Origin of the sequence: Streptomyces sp. CB00455 (assembly GCF_001905445.1) — a bacterium.
Taxonomy (GTDB): domain Bacteria; phylum Actinomycetota; class Actinomycetes; order Streptomycetales; family Streptomycetaceae; genus Streptomyces.
On the sequence record NZ_LIVQ01000007.1, the window covers coordinates 260,410 to 275,486 of the forward strand.

Here is a 15,077-nt window from a genome sequence, read left to right on the forward strand (position 1 = left end):
TGGCCACGGTGAGCGGTGAGCGGTGAGCGGTGAGCGCTGTGCCGGTGGCGTTCAGCGGGCCAGGGAGGTGACGGAGGCCGCCTCCGCGCCCTTTGCCTTCAGGGGATGAGGTGGAGGCGCAGGGTCAGGCCGGTGGGGGTGGCGCGGATCTCGACGAGGTCGCACAGGTGGTGGATCATCCACAGGCCGCGGCCGCCGTTGGTGGAGGTCAGAGTGGGCCGGCTGCGGCCCTTGAGGGGGTCGCGGAGGTGTCCGGCGTCCTGGATCTCCGCTATGACGGTGCCGTCGGGCGTCGTCCACAGCTGCAGGGTGCCGGCGCCGCCGCCGTGCCGCAGGGAGTTGGTGGTCGCTTCGCTGACCGCCAGGACCAGATCGCCGGCTCTGGCCGGGTCCAGGGCGGTGTGCGCTGTCCAGCCGGTGACCCGGTCGCGTACCTCCCCGAGTTGCCCGGTGGTGTAGGCCATGATCAGCGCGTGAGCCGGCGGAGGCGGCAGGGGCTGGTCGCAGTCAGTACAGACCACCGAGGCGTCGACGTAGACCTCGCTCATGTGGTCGTGGCCGTCAACGATGAGAGTCGGATGGGTGCGCCGGGCATCCGCAAGCACGTGTTCCGGCAGACCGGGCACGAAGTAGGGGCACAGGATCGTGGCGTCGCGGTGGGCGAACGCCGTGTTGATCAGAGCCTCGTGGCGGGTGGCTTCCAGCATTTCCGCAGGGGTACGGGCAGGCCAGATCGGCTCTCCGACGATACGCGCCGCCCGCCCGGCAGCCTTGTCGGCGAAGGCCTGGAGGGCGGACAGGATCCGGCCCGGGTTGCGGCCCAATACCGTCATGTCCGCGAAATCCACCGCTGCGGCAATATCTCCCAGCGTGTCGCGCAGGAGAGCGAGCCTGTCCCCGGGAACAGCGACGAAAGTGGGCTCACCGGCCTCCACCGCGGTACGCACGAAGCCTCCCACTTCGCGCACGTACTCGTCCTGGGTGCTGTAGAACAAGGCCGGGTGGACGAACGTTCCGGAATCGGGGGACGTGGTTACGGTGGTCGTCATGCGGCAAACTCCAGGACATCGCACTCGTCGGGGAACATCGCAGCGGCGCGCACCAGGCTTGCCGGCGGGCTCTGCAGTACCAGGCGTCGGCCCTGCTCCTGGAGGGACTCCGTCGTGGACACCAGCTGCGCGAGAGCTTCGACGTCCAGGAAATCCATAGCGGCCAGATCCAGGTGCACCACGGGGCCGGGCATCTGGGCGACATTCTGCAGAACCAGCGCGAGAGCGGACCGGGTATCGAGGTCCGCGTGCCCCCGCAGCCTCACACCGCGACCGTCGGGGGCTGGCCTGACGGACAGCGGCAGATCCTGCGCCGCAAAGCCTTGCGGGACGCCAGGGGCGGGCACGAATTGATGGTGGGAGGCGACGGCCAACGCGGCATCAGGGGCGGACTCACTGCCGAACAAGCACAGGCCCGTCAGCGGAAGATCAGCAAAGACCTCCCTGTCAAGGCGCAGCTCGTACTCCAGGATCCTCTCAGCACCGGCCACCTGGCGGGCGCACCAGTTCATTTCACCCGCGATCCACAGGCCCGGAAACCCCAGCCCCAGCGCTTCCTCGCACGCCGACCGCATTCCCGCCAGGACTCTGTCCGGATCGAACGGGAGCTCCTGCAGATACGATCGAGCGGCCTCCTCGACGAGGAGCTGGCCCCGGCCGACGAACGCCTCCACGTCGACCCCTCGATCGCGCAGGGCGTCAAAAACGGCCTGCGGCGAGTGGTCGTCGGTGATGTACATGACGCGCTGCCCGTAGGCCAAGCCTTCCCGGACGAATCCGGTCGCGATACGCGCCCATTCTTGGTCGTCGTTGTAGACATCGCACAGGTGGCCGCGCACCTGCCCGACAGGCCCATGTGAGTCCGAGGTCACGCCTTTGCTCCCAGTGTCATGGCCGGATCAGGACGTTCCGTGGCCGTGCTGTGCCGGTCGGGGAGACCGTCCTGTGCACCCGCAACTAGTCACTCCTCCACGGCGATGGGGCTGAGTGCTACCGGAGAGGACCACCCGTTTCGGCTTCATGAGGTCCCGTCGCTCCGGATTCTGGTGCCGGCGGGGATGCCCGGGAGTACCTCCAAGGCCACCTCGACGGCCGCGCATATGAGGACAGCGTAAACGCACTCGAGGCCGGACGGTCCCGGACCCGTCTCCCGCGTCTGTGTCCAGGCCGCCGGTAAGGGCCGGCATGTCGTGGGCGGCGAGGGGGCAACGAAGGGGTTCGTTCGTCGCCGACCGTCACCGTTGACCGCAAGGGTCGTTCCGGCGGTCAGCTCCGGCCGCAGCGGCAGCGCCCGCGGGGAGGCGCCTCGCATCGAATTGCGCACCGTCACCACCCTCTTCTTCCCTGCCGTTGTCCGTGGTGGGGAGATCGGCCGGGAGTCGGCCGTCTGCGATCCCGCGCTCGGCCGGCCACGCGGGCGGCTCCTGTGGCGGCCGTCTGGACGCGGCGAGATTCTCCTGTTCCTCGGCGGCGGCCAGGGCCTTCTCGGCCCGGCCGAGTTCGACGCGCAGGTAGGTGAGAGGCGTCCGCAGTCGAGGCAGGGGGACCGGCAGGACGGACACGGCTTCAGCCCCTGTACTGCGCCCGGCGCGCGGCTTTGTGCGCGTCGCACAAGGGACTGGCTCCGACCCCCCGTATTTCAGAGGGACACCCGCGCAGTTCTGCCAGCGGCAGAACACCGGCCGGACCGGGCTCGACGATCACTACAGTCCAGTCCCATGACGAAGATCACGACGCGTACGGTCGAGTACCCGGCCGACGGTTTGACGATGATCGGGCACCTCGCGCTCCCGGCCGGTGTCGACCGCCGGCCCGCGGTGCTGCTCGGACCGGAGGGCATGGGGCTCAGCGACGTCGAGCGCCGCCGGGCCGATGCTCTCGCCGAGCTGGGATACGTAGTGCTGGCCTTCGACCTTCACGGCGGGCGCTATCTGAGTGACCCCGAGGAGATGCTGGCCCGTTGCATGCCACTGCTTGCTGATCCCGACCGGATGCGGGGGATCGGCCATGCGGCGCTCGACGTGTTGCGCACCGAGCCCCGGACCGACCCCGACCGGATCGCCACCGTCGGCTACGGAACCGGGGGCGCCGTCGGGCTGGAACTCGGGCGCGCCGGCGTCAACCTGCGGGCGATCGGGACAGTCAACGCAACTACCACGGGCCGACCGGGCGAGGCGGCGCGCATTCGCTGCCCGGTGTGGGCCGGGGTCGGGTCGGAAGACCCGATCATGCCGCCCGCGCAACGAAACGCGTTCACCGCTGAGATGCAGGCCGCGGGCGTCGACTGGCGCCTCGCGGTGTACGGCGGAGCCTTGCACGCCTTCCACCACCCGCCGGTCGACCACCCCGTGGTCCCCGGCGTCGGCTACCACCCACAGCACGCGCAGCGAGCCTGGCGTGACGTCGTCGACCTGCTCGCCGAGTGCCTGCCTGTGAGGGAGGACCTGGGGGCATGACCCAGGCAGTCGGCTTCGTGTTCGTCGCCGACGCAGCCTCGATCGTCAGTCGAGGCCTTCGACGATGCGGAAGTCGCGCTCGACGCCGTCGGCAAGCGCGGCCAGCGCCTCCTGGTAGGCCGCACTCGCATGTGCGGCGACCGCCTGTTCGAAGCTGTCGAACTCGATCAGGACGGTGCGCTCGGCGATTCCGGCGTCGTGTGCGACGACCCGGCTGCCGCGGGCGAGCAGCCTCCCGCCCGCGGCCTCGACGGCTGGACCAGCCAGCTTGTTGTAGGCAGCCAGCTTCTCGGGGTCCGCAATGATGCGGTAGGCGCTGACCCAATAGCCCTTGACCACGGTACCTCCTGTGTTGGGAATTGCTGCTCGGAAGCATGCTCAGATGAATGGCCGGCGCGCTGGGGGTCAGCGAGCCGACGGAGACGGCGTCGAAGTCGGACGGCTTCGGTCCTCAGCTTCCGGGTCGATTCGACCGACCCAGGTCCGGCACACCGACTGCGGCTGTGATCGGATTGGTCTCGGGTGAGCGCCGGCGGGCGAGGACGAGGGCGAGGGCGAGGCTGGCCATCGTCGTGACCGCCATCGCGGCGACGCCGACCAGCGCCGCGCTCGTGTAGGCGTCGTCGTTCGGGAAGAGGCGGCCCGTGGCGGTGCCGGCGGCCAGGACCAGACCGCCGATGGCGCTGCCCACGGAGTACCCGACGCTGCGGACGACGTAGTTGAAGCTCATGGCGCTCGACGTCTCGCTCCTGGGGGTGACGGACAGGATGACGCCGGGCATGGCGGCCGAGAAGCTGCCGACGCCGAAGCCCAGCACGCCCATGGCCGCGAGCAGTTCGGCCAGGTTGGACCGGGCGGTGGCGAACAGGACGAACCCGCCGCCGACGACGGCGGCGCTGCCGGCCAGGAGCAGGGGGCCGTCGATCCGCGTCCGGACCCGCGGCGTGATCTTGCCGGCGACGAACCCCAGCACGGAGAACGGGATGAGGATCAGCCCCGCCACGAAGGTGGTCAGTCCGAAGCCGTAGCCGGCGCCGTGCGGCGTCTGCGCGTAGCGGGTGATGAGCGTGAGCAGGAGGTACATGCCGCTCCCGCCGACGAACATGGCGAGGTTCGCCCCGGCGACGGCCGGGTGCCGTACCGCCCGGACGTCGACCAGGGGCGTCTTGGTTCGCAGTTCGGAAACGGTCCAGACGCAGAGCAGGAGTACGGCGGCGACGCCAAGGGTCACCGCCACGGCGAGGTGTCGGCTCCACAGGTTCCTCTCGCCGGCCAGGAACAGGACGAGGAGCAGTCCACCCGCCAGGGCGAGCGCACCGGCCACGTTCACGTGAGCGGAGCGGCCCTCGGGAGCTGCGGGCATGGAGCGCCACGCGGTCACGAAGGCGATGGCGGTGACGAGCAGGCCGAGGCCGTAGGCGGCCCGCAGTCCGCCGAACTCGGCGAGCAGCGCGGCCAGCGGGTAGCCGACGCCGGCTCCGATGATGGAGACCACCGAGAGCAGGGCGATCGTGGCCGCGCTGCGCTCCTCGGGAAGATGGTCGCGGGCCACGCCCATCATCAGCGCCGTGAGACCGAGTCCGACGCCTTGGGCCGCTCTGCCCACGAGCAGCCAGGCGAACGGCAGCGGCAGCGGCAGCGGCAGCACGGTGAGCACGCTGCCGCCGACGACGACCGCCAGCGTGGCGAGAACCGTGGCACGCCGGTGCGGACCGGCTCCGAGCCGGCCGAGGACGGGTGTGGCGACGGCGCCGCTGAGCAGGGCGATGGTCAGCGTCCACTGCGCGCTGTCGAGGGAGACGTGGAACGTGGTCGCCACGCTGGTGATGAGCGGCGTCCCGAGGCTGGCGACCGCCGCCACGACCAGGGCGATGAACGCCAGGGCGGGGACCAGCAGACGTGCCTCGGCACGTATCAGGGCAGTGCTCATAGGCTGGTCATGAGCCTGGACCGCGGTCACCGGTCCGACTCCTCTCGGGCGTGGCTTTCGAGCTCCGCCAGATGCAGCAGCGCCGGAAGGGCCGCCGCCAAGGCCTCGACCTCGTCACCGGTGAGTTCGTCGATCAACCGCGCGTACGCGTCGACGCCCGCCTGGCGTCGCGTCCGGACGTACGACGCGCCGGCCTCGGTCAGGCACACCAGCGTGACGCGCTTGTCGGACGGATCGCCCTTCCGCTCGACCAGCCCGGACTTCTCCATCACCCGGACCAGGACGGTCATCGCGGGCTGGGTGACGCCCTCGGCCACCGCCAGATCGGTGATCCGTCGCGGGCCGGTCTTGTCCAGGGTGGCCAAGGTGGCGGCGGACGTCAGGCTCATGTCGCGGGGAAGGTGTCTCACAGCCCTGGTGGCCAGACCGTAGAGGGCTGACCCGATGGCATCGGAAGCGCCGTGCGCGGCGTCTCGGTGACTCATGCCTGAAGCATAGCAATTTTATATGAATCCTTTATGTGTGCAGCCCTCGACCTGCCCCGGCAGACCGGCACCGCCGACCAGGTCAACCAGCCCGACGTGCCACCGGTCGGCGACGACTTCCCAGGTCTCACCGCCGTCGGGCACTTTGCCCAGGCGGAACTTCGCCTTCCCGCGTCGGGTCTCGTCGATCCCCAGGTGCGTCACCGGCGGCGGGTCCTTCGGCAGCGCAGCCTCGGCCGCGGCCGTGAACGCGGTGTTCGCCACCGGCCACGACACCTAGAAGTCGCGCGCGGCCTGCACCACCGTCCGTCCGCGGTCGGCGACCGCTTCCCGACCGAGGACGCAGCCGCGACGTCAACCGCGACCGCGGTGGCATCGACGGCAGCGCCTCGAGAACGGAGCCGCCAGGGTCATGGACCGCCGCCCCGGCAATGACCCTCTGCAGGCGCTGATCCGTCGTTGGGCTTGCCAGGCTGGACGGTCTCAGTCCTGCTCGTACGCCTCGGCGAGAACGCTCGTCAACGCGCGTGTGATCTCCGCCTGCAGCTCTTCGTGGCGCGGCCCGAGACGGTGCTCGGGAGCGGTCCGCTGCTCCCCGTAGCGCCATACGGGGCCGTGCAGAAGGTGCGGCGGCTCCCAGTGGTAGCGCGCATGGATGTGGCCGTGCAGGTGCTCCCAGGAGTTGCCCAACACCTCGTAGTTGAGCCGGCGGAAGTCCGGGTCCCGCTCGCTGCACACGGTCTCGACGGCCTCGCCGAGCAAAGAGAGGTCGCGCAGGAAGCGGGCCCGCTCGGCGCGGGGCAGATCCGTGAGGTGGTTCGCCTGGCCGGCGTACAACAGCAGGCAATATCCAGGCAGGTGCTGGATGTCGCCGATCACGGCCCAGCCGGTCTGCATACGCGCCAGCACCGTCGGGTTCTCGCCTCGTTCGGCGGCGCCCAACCGATCATCTGTCCAGTGACCCATGCCCCATGGATATCAGGAGAACCGCGAGCTTCTGGAGGCAGTCTCAGAGTCCGGCTATGGGCTCGCCGCATGTCAAAGATCATCGGAACTGTCCCCGATTTGCAGGGGGACAGGGCGACGACATGGTCACCGAGCAGCAGGCTGCCGCAGCCGGAGCCACCCCCGCCATCTTGCGCGAACTTCCCGACTCCCGTGTCATCGCGTGCGTCCTGCCGGGGGTACTGCGGTTACGCGGCCGGGCGAGGCCGCCCTTCCTCGGCTGTGCTCTACGCCTGCTGAGCAGTGCGAGGTGAAGGTCTGCACGTATCTGGCAGCGGTCCGAAGCTCGTGAACTGGCGGTGGAGCCAGGCGAGGGTCTGCTCGACGACCCAGCGGGTTCTGCCCAGACCAGAGCCTTGCCAGCGCACGCTCTTGCAGAGCACGTGGACGATGCCCCTCGGCGCAGCCCGGTCAACCCAGCACCCGCCCGAGGAAGCCGCGCAGGTAACCCGAGACGACGTCCAGGTGGCTCTCCAACAGGAAGTGACCGCCATTTACCAGGTGCACCTCCGCGTCCTTGGCGTCGCGGGCGAAGGCTCGCGCGCCGGCCGGGCCGAAGATTTCGTCGTTGCGGCCCCATACGGCGAGCACCGGGACCTCGCTGGTGCGTAGGAATTCGTGTAGCAGCGGGTACAGCGGGCGATTGTTCGGGTAGTCGCGGAACAGGGCCAGCTGGACCTCGTCGTTGCCCTCGCGGGAGACGAGGGCGAAGTCGTGCTCCCAGGTGTCCGGGTTGACCAGGCTCGGGTCGGGCACGCCGTGCACGTACTGCCAGCGGATGGCGTCGACGCTCAGTGCGGCGCGGACGGCGGGTTCGGTGTCGGGGCCGGGGTTCGCCGCGTAGGCCCAGACGTCGGTCCAGAACGACTCGACGAAACCGTCCTCGTAGCCGTTGCCGTTCTGGGTGACGAGGGCGGAGATGCGTTCGGGGTGCTTGAGCGCGAGGCGCCATCCGATGGGGGCGCCGTAGTCCTGGACGTAGAGCGCGTAGCGGTCCAGGCCCAGTTGGTCGAGCAGTCCGGAGGTGAGTTCGGCGAGGGCGTCGAAGGTGTAGGCGAACTCCCCTGCGGGGGGAGCGTCGGAGTGGCCGAAGCCGAGATGGTCCGGGGCGATGACGTGGTAGTCGTCGGCCAGCAGCGGGATGAGTCCGCGGAACATGAACGAGCTGGTCGGGTAGCCGTGCAGCAGGACGATCGCGGGGGCGTCGGCGGGGCCGGCTTCACGGTAGAAGATCTCGTGGCCGTCGACGGTGGCGGTCCGGTGGTGCACCGAGCTCATGTCTAACCCCTTCGAATGTTTTATCCGGTTAGTTCCTCGTCATGCAAGCACGGCATGAGCTAACCTGTCAAGCGACTCAATCAGGTTAGAAAGGGAGTGGGATCCGATGGACACGCTGCTGGACCTGCTCAACAGCAGGCCACTGGTCAACGGCGAGGAGCAGGACGCGCTCGGCGACCCGGCCGGGGGCAGGCGCTGGGCGCGGGAGCACGGCGGCGAAGGCAGCCCCGCGGAACTGGCGCTGCTGCGCGAGACGCGGGACATCCTGCGGGACATAGTGCGCGGAGAAGGCTCGCCCGCCGCCTTGAGCCCGCTACTCGAAGGGGTCCACCAAATCCCGGAGGTCACGTCGGATGGTCTTCAGTGGATGATCAAGACTCCTCCGCACGCCCGGCTGGCCGTCGAGGTGGTTCTCGCCTGGGCCGCCACCGAGCAGCAACTGCCCGGCCGGCTGCGCCCCTGCGCCAACGACGAGTGCCGGCTGTTCCTGCTCGACCGCAGCCGCGCCAACCGTGCCCGCTGGTGCTCGATGGCCGTCTGCGGTAACCGCGAAAAGGCGCGCCGCCACTACGAACGCACCCGCTGATGTCCCGTCCCATCGGATCATGCTTTCGCGGGCCTGTCCGACCGGCGATGATGTGCTGTGTCGTGAGAGGAGACCGCGGAGCGCATCCTGGCTCTCGGCCGTGCCGGCTATGCGGTCGCCGACCTGGGGGCGGGAAGGGGTGACCGCGCCGTCTCGCCTCGGAATGCGTGGGCGATGGCGCGCGCCTCGATGCCCGCCTGGCGAAGGACACCCGTGAGGGGATTGGTGTATCCGGCGAAGTACAAGCGCGGGGCTTCGGGATGGGTCCGTGCCCCGACGGCGAGGGGTTGTCCGGCCTCGTCGAGTACGCCCAGGGACCCGACCAGGTCGTGCAGGTTGGGCCGGTACCCGGTGGCGGCGATGACCGTGTCGGGTCGCAGCCGGGTGCCGTCGGCCAGTAACACGTCGGGGCCGTCGAACGCCTGGACGGCCTCGACCGGCTCGACCCGCCCGGACCGCACAGCGTCCACGAAGCCATGGTCGAGCACCGGGTTGACCCCTTCGCGGACATTGCGGGTGTACAGGCCGGCGCGGGGCCGCGGCAGTCCCCGTGATGTCAGGTCGGGCACCGCGAGACGCTGTGTGAGCAGGGAGGTGCGGTCGCGCCACGCGAGCGGGAGGGCCTCCGTCAGCCGGCCGACCGCATGCCATCGGGCGCTGGAGCGGGGCAGGATATTAGGTGGGGTACGGACTGCGATCCGTACCCGTCCGGCACCGGCTCCGGCCAGGACGCTCGCGATCTCGGTACCGCTGTTGCCGGCGCCGACCACCAGGACGTGCTGCCCGCGGTAGAGGGCCGGTGAGCGGTAGTGGGCCGAGTGCAGCAGCGTGCCGGTGAAGGTCGAACGCCCGGGCCAGTGGGGGAGGTTCGGGGTATGGCAGCGGCCGGTGGCCACCACGACCGCACCAGCTGGCACCGGGCCGTCGGAGCTGTGGACCAGCCACTGTGTGCCCCGACCCGGCTCGGCCCGTTCGATGCGCTGCACCGGGGTGGCCACCCGGACATCGAGTCGGTGATGGACGACGTAACGCTCCAGGTATCGCACGTACTCGTCCCGGCTCACCCACGGGCCCGCCTGGCGCGGCACCGACAGGCCGGGGAGTTTCGAGGCGCCGGGGGTGGTGTGCAGGCGTAGATGGTCATAGCGCTGCGTCCAGCTCGCTCCCACGCGGTCCGACCGTTCCAGGATCACGGCCGGCACTCCGGAGCGGCGCAGCAGTGCGGCCGCAGCAAGGCCGTGGGGGCCGGCTCCGATCACGATCGTGGGAGCGCCGAAGTCTCGCTGTGGTGTCGGTGGCATCGCCTCCTACAACGGCGGACCGCGGCTCACGTCACGCTCAACGGGGAGGCATACAGCCTGTGGGTTGGCGGTGCCGGCTGTTCACCGCAGCAGCGGGTGGCTGCCGTTACACCGGCGGCACGGACTCGTTGACACCGAGCGGTAGCGCCTCACCTCGCGGGCCGGGGGCATGAGCCTGTTCGGCCCGGGCTTCTGGGGCCGCCTCGTCCTCGGGGCTGGCTCGCTGCGACTGTCCGATCTTTCGAGGGGCTCATGTGCAGGCAGTGACGACGTGCCACCCGCCACGGCTGCAGATCAACGCAGTGTGCAAGGAGTACGGCGGCAGGCAGGTGCTGCGCGACGTCGACCTTGATGTGCCCGCCGGGACGCTGGTGGGAATCGTCGGCGAGAACGGGGCGGGGAAGAGCACTCTGCTGCAAATCGCCGTAGGACACCTTGCACCCGACCGCGGGACAGTGACGCGGACCGGGTCAGTGGGGTACTGCCCACAGCGAGCGGTGTTGAACGATGCGTTCACCGTCGGACAGCATCTGCGGTTGTTCCAAATGGCCTACCGGCTGCCGACGCTGGAGCGCGCCGGCGAATTGACGGAGCTGCTGGCACTGACCGGCTGCCGGCGACAGCAGGTCGGCGAGCTCAGCGGCGGAACGCGGCAGAAGCTGAACCTGCTGATCGCTCTCATGCACGATCCGCAGGTGCTGGTATTGGACGAGCCTTACCAGGGCTTCGACTGGGACACCCATCAGCGGTTCTGGGCCCTGGCCGCCGATCTCCGTGATCAGGGCCGGTCGATCATCGTGGTGTCGCACCTGCTGCACGACCTGCACCATTTCGACGCGATCGCTCATCTGCGCCAGGGGCGTCTGCACTTCGAGGAGACCAACCGTTGAAACTCTTCTGGATGGCCTTCACCGAACTGCTGCGCTGCACTCTGCTGGGCCATCTGCGCAACCGGTTGGCGTTGGCTCTGGCGGTCGCGTTCATTCCGGTCTGGATCACCGTGGCACGCCTGTGCACGTCCGACGAAGTGGTGCGTATCTGGCTGGCCGCCATCAGCGCCTCCGTCTCCGCCCGGGCCAGCCAGGTGGGCCAGGTGGCCAGCGCGCTGGGCGCCGTCACTCTGGTCGCAGGCTTCATCACCTTCACAGAGACCTTTCAGTCCCGGCAGATGGACCGCCGCCTGCTGCTGGCCGGCTACCCCCGGCTGCCGATACTGCTGGCGAAACTTGCTGCCGTCGCCCTCACCGCCGCTCTGCTGGCGTGCTACACCACGATCCTGCTGTGGATCTCCCTGCCTGTACGCCATCCGGGCCCCCTGGCGCTGGCCCTTGCAGGCGCCGGCCTCGCCTACGGCGGCATCGGCCTTCTGCTCGGCTCTCTGGTCCACGGCGAGTTGGAGGGCTTCTTCCTCATCATCATGCTCAGCCTGGTCGACACCGGCCTGCAGAATCCCGTCTTCAACACGCTCATGGATGTGGCAGGCGTGTCCGCCCTTCCTCTGTACGGCGTGAACCAGCTCGCGCTGAGTGCAGCCCTCACCCCGCACGCCCCCTGGTCCCACGGCCTGCTCTCCCTCACCTGGTCCGCTGCGACCGGCACCCTGGCGCTCCTCGTCCTCCACACTCACCGCCCTTCCCGCTCCCCGTGGTCCCGCAGGACGAGGGTGCAGGCAGGGGGGTCACCGTAGGGACGGCCCTCCTCCCGGCCCCTGGTCGCCGGTCCCCGCCGGTCGCCGGCCGGGCTTGGTCTGCGACGCGTGCCTGCGCCGGCGGGAGCGGCCGCTGCCCGGCAGACCGCGCACTGCGACGATCACGACGGACCGACACCAAGCGTTTCCCTGATCCGGTGGCCGTGGAGCAGCAGCTTCCCGACGGCCTGGTCCTCGACGGCGAGCTGTTGACCTGTACCTCTACGGGGGATGGCCTGCCCAGAACCCGGCCACCTACGGGTGGATCCCGCCGATGTCCGAGTCGCCGGCCGCGGTGACCCAAGCGCTGCATGCCGGGGGAGTCAGCTCAGGGCCGTCCCGGAAGGGTTGAGCACAGGGTTGGTCGCTGTTCGGGCGGTGTCGTCGGTGCGAAGGGTGAGGTCGAGGAGGCCGGGGAAGCGTGCATCGAATTCTTCGCGGCGCAGCCGGTTGAAGCGCTTGGTGCCCTGGTCGCGCTGCTCTACGAGGCCGGCGTCGCGCAGGACGCCGAAGTGGTGGCTCTTGGCCGCCCGGCCGACGGGGACGTCGAAGTCGCTGCAACTGAGGGTCCAGTCTGCGTGGCCGGCCAGGTCGCGGACCAACTGGATGCGTACGGGGTCGGCGAGAGCCGAGAGCGCAGAGAGGAGGGGGACGTTGTCGGGGTGGGTGTGTACGGGCGCCGGTCTGTGTCCCGTGGGTGGAGCCTGGTCCGACATGCCTCTCGCTCCTTCGTGGCGGTCACACCTGCTTGTGCAATGTTCGATATCCATCTTACATTGGGCGATGTTCGCTTCCCGTTGAACATTGATGGAAGGGTGGTTCACGCATGCGTGCGGTCGAGTTCCAGACCTACGGCGGCCCCGAGGTACTACAGGTCGTGCAGGCCGAAGTTCCCGAGCCCGGACCGGGCCAGGTGACCATCGATACCGCCTGGGCGGGGGTGAACTTCGCGGACATCAAAGCGCGCGCCGAGGGCTACCGGGTCACGTCGCTGCCCCACCGGCCCGGCTTGGAGGTCTCCGGGCGCATCAGGGCGGTCGGCGCGGGCGTCGAGGCGCTGCGGGCGGGGCAGGAGGTGGCCGCGCTCGTCAACGGGGGCGGTTACGCCGAGGTGGTCGTCGCCGAGGCCGCGTCCGTGTTCGCACTGCCCGACGGACTCGGCCTGCGGATCGCGGCCACAGTGCCGACCGTGCTGCCGACCGCGCACGCCCTCATCCATGAGGTAGGGCGGCTGCGCGCCGGGGAGAGTGTTTTGGTGCACGGCGCGGCGGGCGGCATCGGCACGGCGGTCGGGCAGCTCGCGCGGGCGGCGGGCGCCGGCGCGGTGTACGGCGTGGTCTCCACCGACACCAAGGCCGACTACGCCCTCCGGCACGGCTACGACGAAGTGTTCCGGGCCGACACCTTCGCCGAGGACGTCCGTCGCGCGACCGGCGGCAGGGGGGTCGACCTGATCCTCGACCCGGTGGGCGGTGACACGCTGCGCCGCGGGCTGGGCGCACTGGCCGTCTTCGGGCGCCTGGTGTCGTTCGGCAACGCCAGCGGCGCCGCGCCATGGCAGGTCGGGCAGCCCGAACTGTACGCGCAGGGCCGCTCCATCAGCGGCTTTTCCGTGCTGGCGCTCGCCCAGAGCGCACCCGGCGCCGTGCGCGCCCTGACCGAAGCCGCCCTGCGCGCAGTCGCCGAAGGCACGGTGTCCCTGCCTGTCACCGCCGAATTCCCCCTCTCCGACGCCGCCGGCGCCCACAGGCTGATGGGCGGGCGCACCTCCACCGGCAAGCTGCTGCTGCGCGCCACCGGCTGACCGCATACACCCAGGTCTCCCCGGTCCGACCGGATCTACTGCTGGTGCAGGCCGCGGCCCGCCAGGCTCAGGAAGGCCTCGCCGACGGCTTCCGAGAGGGTCGGGTGGGCGTGGACGTGCCGGGCCACATCGGCCGGTTCGGCGTCCCAGCCCACGATGAGCTGGCTCTCCGAGATCATTTCCGACACGTGCGGCCCGACCAGGTGTACCCCGAGCACCCGCCCGTCCCGTTCGGCGACCACCTTCACCACGCCGCCCTGCCCGTGCACCATGCCCTTGGCCACGGCCGTCAGCGGCATCGAGTTGACCACCACGTCGTAGGACCGCTCCCGTGCCTGCGCCTCGGTGAGTCCGACGGCGGCCGTCTGCGGGGAGGAGTAGGTCACCCGCGGCACCGCCGCGTAGTCCACCGGGGCCGACACCACCCCCGCCAGGGTCTCCGCGACGAGCAGCCCCTCCGCGAACGAGGCGTGCGCCAGCCCGAGAGAGGGCGGCGGCAGCAGATCGCCGACCACGTGGACGCCGGGCACCGCTGTCTCCAGCCGCGACCAGTCGGCGGGGGCCACGAACCCCCGCTCGTCCAACGCCACTCCGGCCGCCTCCAGGTCCAGCCCGTCCGTCACCGGCACCCGGCCGACCGCCACGAGCAGCCGCTCGGCGGTCATCTCACGCAGCTCGCCGCGGGCGGTGCGGACGGTGGCGCGCACCCCGGTCCCGTCGGCCGTGCGCACGGCGCCCTCCAGCTTGGCCCCCGTCTGAATGTCGATCCCGCGGTTCCTCAACCCCCGCGCCAGGTGGCGGGACACGTCCACGTCCTCCAGCGGGACCAGCCGGCCGGCCGCCTCGACGAGGGTGACCTCCGCGCCCATCGAGCGGTGGAAGGAGGCGTACTCGACTCCGATCGCCCCGCCGCCCAGCACCAGCACCGACTCGGGGAGACCGGGGGCGAAGAGCGCGTCGTCACTGGTCACGACGGTCCTGCCGTCCGGCTCCAGACCGGGCAGGAGCCGCGGCCGCGATCCAGTCGCGAGCACGATCCCCCGGGTGGCGGTGAACTCCCTGCCGTCCTCGGTCCGTACCGAACGCGGCCCGGTCAGCCGCGCGGCGGCGCGGACCACGGTGACCCCGGCACGGCTCAGGTGGCTCTCGACGCCCTTGTGGTTGCGCCCGACTATGTCGTCGCGGGTGGCGGTCAGCGCGGACCAGTCCACCGAGTCCAAGGTCGCCTTCACACCCCACCGTTCGCGCGCCTCGCCGATCCCGTCGACGAGTTCCGCCGCGTGCAGCATCGCCTTGCTGGGGATGCAGCCGCGGTGCAGGCAGGTGCCGCCGAGCTTGTCGCGCTCCGCGACGACGACCTTCAGGCCGAGGGCCGCGGCGCGCAGGGCGGTGCTGTACCCGCCGGTTCCGCCGCCGATCACGATCACGTCGGTCACGGTTGCTTCGGTCACGGTTGCTTCGGTCACGGTCGCTCCGGTCACGCCATCTGTGTTCAT

16 protein-coding genes are annotated in these 15,077 nt (G+C 70.2%); 5 read left to right on the forward strand and 11 right to left on the reverse strand.

Annotated features, from left to right (window positions below; translation table 11 throughout):
• Positions 1-98: 98 nt before the first annotated feature.
• Positions 99-1,049 (reverse strand): sensor histidine kinase, encoded by a 951-nt coding sequence (locus AMK16_RS26510; RefSeq protein WP_073919861.1) that lies wholly within the window; start codon positions 1,047-1,049, stop codon positions 99-101.
• The gene (locus AMK16_RS26515) at positions 1,046-1,921 is read right to left on the reverse strand and encodes an MEDS domain-containing protein (RefSeq protein WP_073919862.1); all 876 of its coding nucleotides are present in this window, start codon (positions 1,919-1,921) and stop codon (positions 1,046-1,048) included. Before AMK16_RS26515 ends, AMK16_RS26510 begins: the two co-directional genes overlap by 4 nt.
• An 846-nt stretch (positions 1,922-2,767) precedes the next feature.
• Here AMK16_RS26515 and AMK16_RS26525 point away from each other — a divergent pair.
• Positions 2,768-3,505 (forward strand): dienelactone hydrolase family protein, encoded by a 738-nt coding sequence (locus AMK16_RS26525; RefSeq protein ID WP_073919863.1) that lies wholly within the window; start codon positions 2,768-2,770, stop codon positions 3,503-3,505.
• Between the two features lie 45 nt (positions 3,506-3,550).
• Here the strand turns inward: AMK16_RS26525 and AMK16_RS26530 are convergent, their stop codons facing one another.
• The 6 genes from AMK16_RS26530 to AMK16_RS26555 all read right to left on the reverse strand — a co-directional run bounded on the left by AMK16_RS26530 (position 3,551) and on the right by AMK16_RS26555 (position 8,203).
• Positions 3,551-3,844 (reverse strand): DUF1330 domain-containing protein, encoded by a 294-nt coding sequence (locus tag AMK16_RS26530; protein WP_073919864.1) that lies wholly within the window; start codon positions 3,842-3,844, stop codon positions 3,551-3,553.
• Between the two features lie 112 nt (positions 3,845-3,956).
• On the reverse strand, positions 3,957-5,435 hold the full coding sequence (locus AMK16_RS26535) for an MFS transporter (protein WP_073919865.1): 1,479 nt from the start codon (positions 5,433-5,435) through the stop codon (positions 3,957-3,959).
• Positions 5,436-5,461: 26 nt separating this feature from the next.
• Positions 5,462-5,920 (reverse strand): MarR family winged helix-turn-helix transcriptional regulator, encoded by a 459-nt coding sequence (locus AMK16_RS26540; protein WP_242438915.1) that lies wholly within the window; start codon positions 5,918-5,920, stop codon positions 5,462-5,464.
• An 18-nt stretch (positions 5,921-5,938) separates the two neighbouring features.
• Positions 5,939-6,184, reverse strand: coding sequence for a hypothetical protein (locus AMK16_RS26545; RefSeq protein WP_143196876.1), 246 nt, complete (start codon positions 6,182-6,184; stop codon positions 5,939-5,941).
• 219 nt (positions 6,185-6,403) lie between these two features.
• Positions 6,404-6,886, reverse strand: a complete 483-nt coding sequence (locus AMK16_RS26550; protein WP_073919868.1) for an HIT domain-containing protein — start codon at positions 6,884-6,886, stop codon at positions 6,404-6,406.
• Between the two features lie 450 nt (positions 6,887-7,336).
• The gene (locus AMK16_RS26555) at positions 7,337-8,203 is read right to left on the reverse strand and encodes an alpha/beta fold hydrolase (RefSeq protein WP_073919869.1); all 867 of its coding nucleotides are present in this window, start codon (positions 8,201-8,203) and stop codon (positions 7,337-7,339) included.
• Between the two features lie 106 nt (positions 8,204-8,309).
• Here AMK16_RS26555 and AMK16_RS26560 point away from each other — a divergent pair, with 106 nt between their 5' ends.
• Entirely contained in the window at positions 8,310-8,789 is a 480-nt protein-coding gene (locus tag AMK16_RS26560) for a CGNR zinc finger domain-containing protein (RefSeq protein ID WP_073919870.1), read from the forward strand.
• A gap of 107 nt (positions 8,790-8,896) precedes the next feature.
• Here the strand turns inward: AMK16_RS26560 and AMK16_RS26565 are convergent, their stop codons facing one another.
• The gene (locus tag AMK16_RS26565; protein ID WP_073919871.1) at positions 8,897-10,090 is read right to left on the reverse strand and encodes a flavin-containing monooxygenase; all 1,194 of its coding nucleotides are present in this window, start codon (positions 10,088-10,090) and stop codon (positions 8,897-8,899) included.
• 254 nt (positions 10,091-10,344) lie between these two features.
• On the opposite strand from AMK16_RS26565, the gene AMK16_RS26570 reads away from it, so the two are divergent.
• Both AMK16_RS26570 and AMK16_RS26575 read left to right on the forward strand, forming a co-directional pair.
• The gene (locus AMK16_RS26570) at positions 10,345-10,980 is read left to right on the forward strand and encodes an ABC transporter ATP-binding protein (protein WP_079191729.1); all 636 of its coding nucleotides are present in this window, start codon (positions 10,345-10,347) and stop codon (positions 10,978-10,980) included.
• Between the two features lie 11 nt (positions 10,981-10,991).
• Positions 10,992-11,777: a hypothetical protein gene (locus tag AMK16_RS26575; RefSeq protein WP_073920037.1), complete on the forward strand. Its 786-nt coding sequence runs from the start codon at positions 10,992-10,994 to the stop codon at positions 11,775-11,777.
• A 323-nt stretch (positions 11,778-12,100) separates the two neighbouring features.
• Here AMK16_RS26575 and AMK16_RS26580 read toward each other — a convergent pair whose 3' ends face one another.
• Complete coding sequence (locus AMK16_RS26580) at positions 12,101-12,493, reverse strand: ArsR/SmtB family transcription factor (protein ID WP_073919872.1); 393 nt, start codon at positions 12,491-12,493, stop codon at positions 12,101-12,103.
• A gap of 110 nt (positions 12,494-12,603) precedes the next feature.
• Here AMK16_RS26580 and AMK16_RS26585 point away from each other — a divergent pair, with 110 nt between their 5' ends.
• Positions 12,604-13,581, forward strand: coding sequence for a quinone oxidoreductase family protein (locus AMK16_RS26585; protein WP_073919873.1), 978 nt, complete (start codon positions 12,604-12,606; stop codon positions 13,579-13,581).
• 35 nt (positions 13,582-13,616) lie between these two features.
• On the opposite strand, the gene lpdA is transcribed toward AMK16_RS26585, so the two are convergent.
• Entirely contained in the window at positions 13,617-15,077 is a 1,461-nt protein-coding gene (lpdA, locus tag AMK16_RS26590; RefSeq protein WP_079191731.1) for a dihydrolipoyl dehydrogenase, read from the reverse strand.

What these genes read in the sequence shown, in the direction of transcription:
- AMK16_RS26560 (WP_073919870.1), top strand. Translation starts at nt 8,310, where the DNA reads ATGGACACGCTGCTGGACCTGCTCAACAGCAGGCCACTGGTCAACGGC.
- AMK16_RS26580 (WP_073919872.1), bottom strand. Translation starts at nt 12,493, where the DNA reads ATGTCGGACCAGGCTCCACCCACGGGACACAGACCGGCGCCCGTACAC.
- AMK16_RS26540 (WP_242438915.1), bottom strand. Translation starts at nt 5,920, where the DNA reads ATGAGTCACCGAGACGCCGCGCACGGCGCTTCCGATGCCATCGGGTCA.
- AMK16_RS26525 (WP_073919863.1), top strand. Translation starts at nt 2,768, where the DNA reads ATGACGAAGATCACGACGCGTACGGTCGAGTACCCGGCCGACGGTTTG.
- AMK16_RS26555 (WP_073919869.1), bottom strand. Translation starts at nt 8,203, where the DNA reads ATGAGCTCGGTGCACCACCGGACCGCCACCGTCGACGGCCACGAGATC.
- AMK16_RS26585 (WP_073919873.1), top strand. Translation starts at nt 12,604, where the DNA reads ATGCGTGCGGTCGAGTTCCAGACCTACGGCGGCCCCGAGGTACTACAG.
- AMK16_RS26535 (WP_073919865.1), bottom strand. Translation starts at nt 5,435, where the DNA reads ATGAGCACTGCCCTGATACGTGCCGAGGCACGTCTGCTGGTCCCCGCC.
- AMK16_RS26575 (WP_073920037.1), top strand. Translation starts at nt 10,992, where the DNA reads ATGGCCTTCACCGAACTGCTGCGCTGCACTCTGCTGGGCCATCTGCGC.
- lpdA (WP_079191731.1), bottom strand. Translation starts at nt 15,077, where the DNA reads ATGAACACAGATGGCGTGACCGGAGCGACCGTGACCGAAGCAACCGTG.
- AMK16_RS26510 (WP_073919861.1), bottom strand. Translation starts at nt 1,049, where the DNA reads ATGACGACCACCGTAACCACGTCCCCCGATTCCGGAACGTTCGTCCAC.
- AMK16_RS26550 (WP_073919868.1), bottom strand. Translation starts at nt 6,886, where the DNA reads ATGGGTCACTGGACAGATGATCGGTTGGGCGCCGCCGAACGAGGCGAG.
- AMK16_RS26565 (WP_073919871.1), bottom strand. Translation starts at nt 10,090, where the DNA reads ATGCCACCGACACCACAGCGAGACTTCGGCGCTCCCACGATCGTGATC.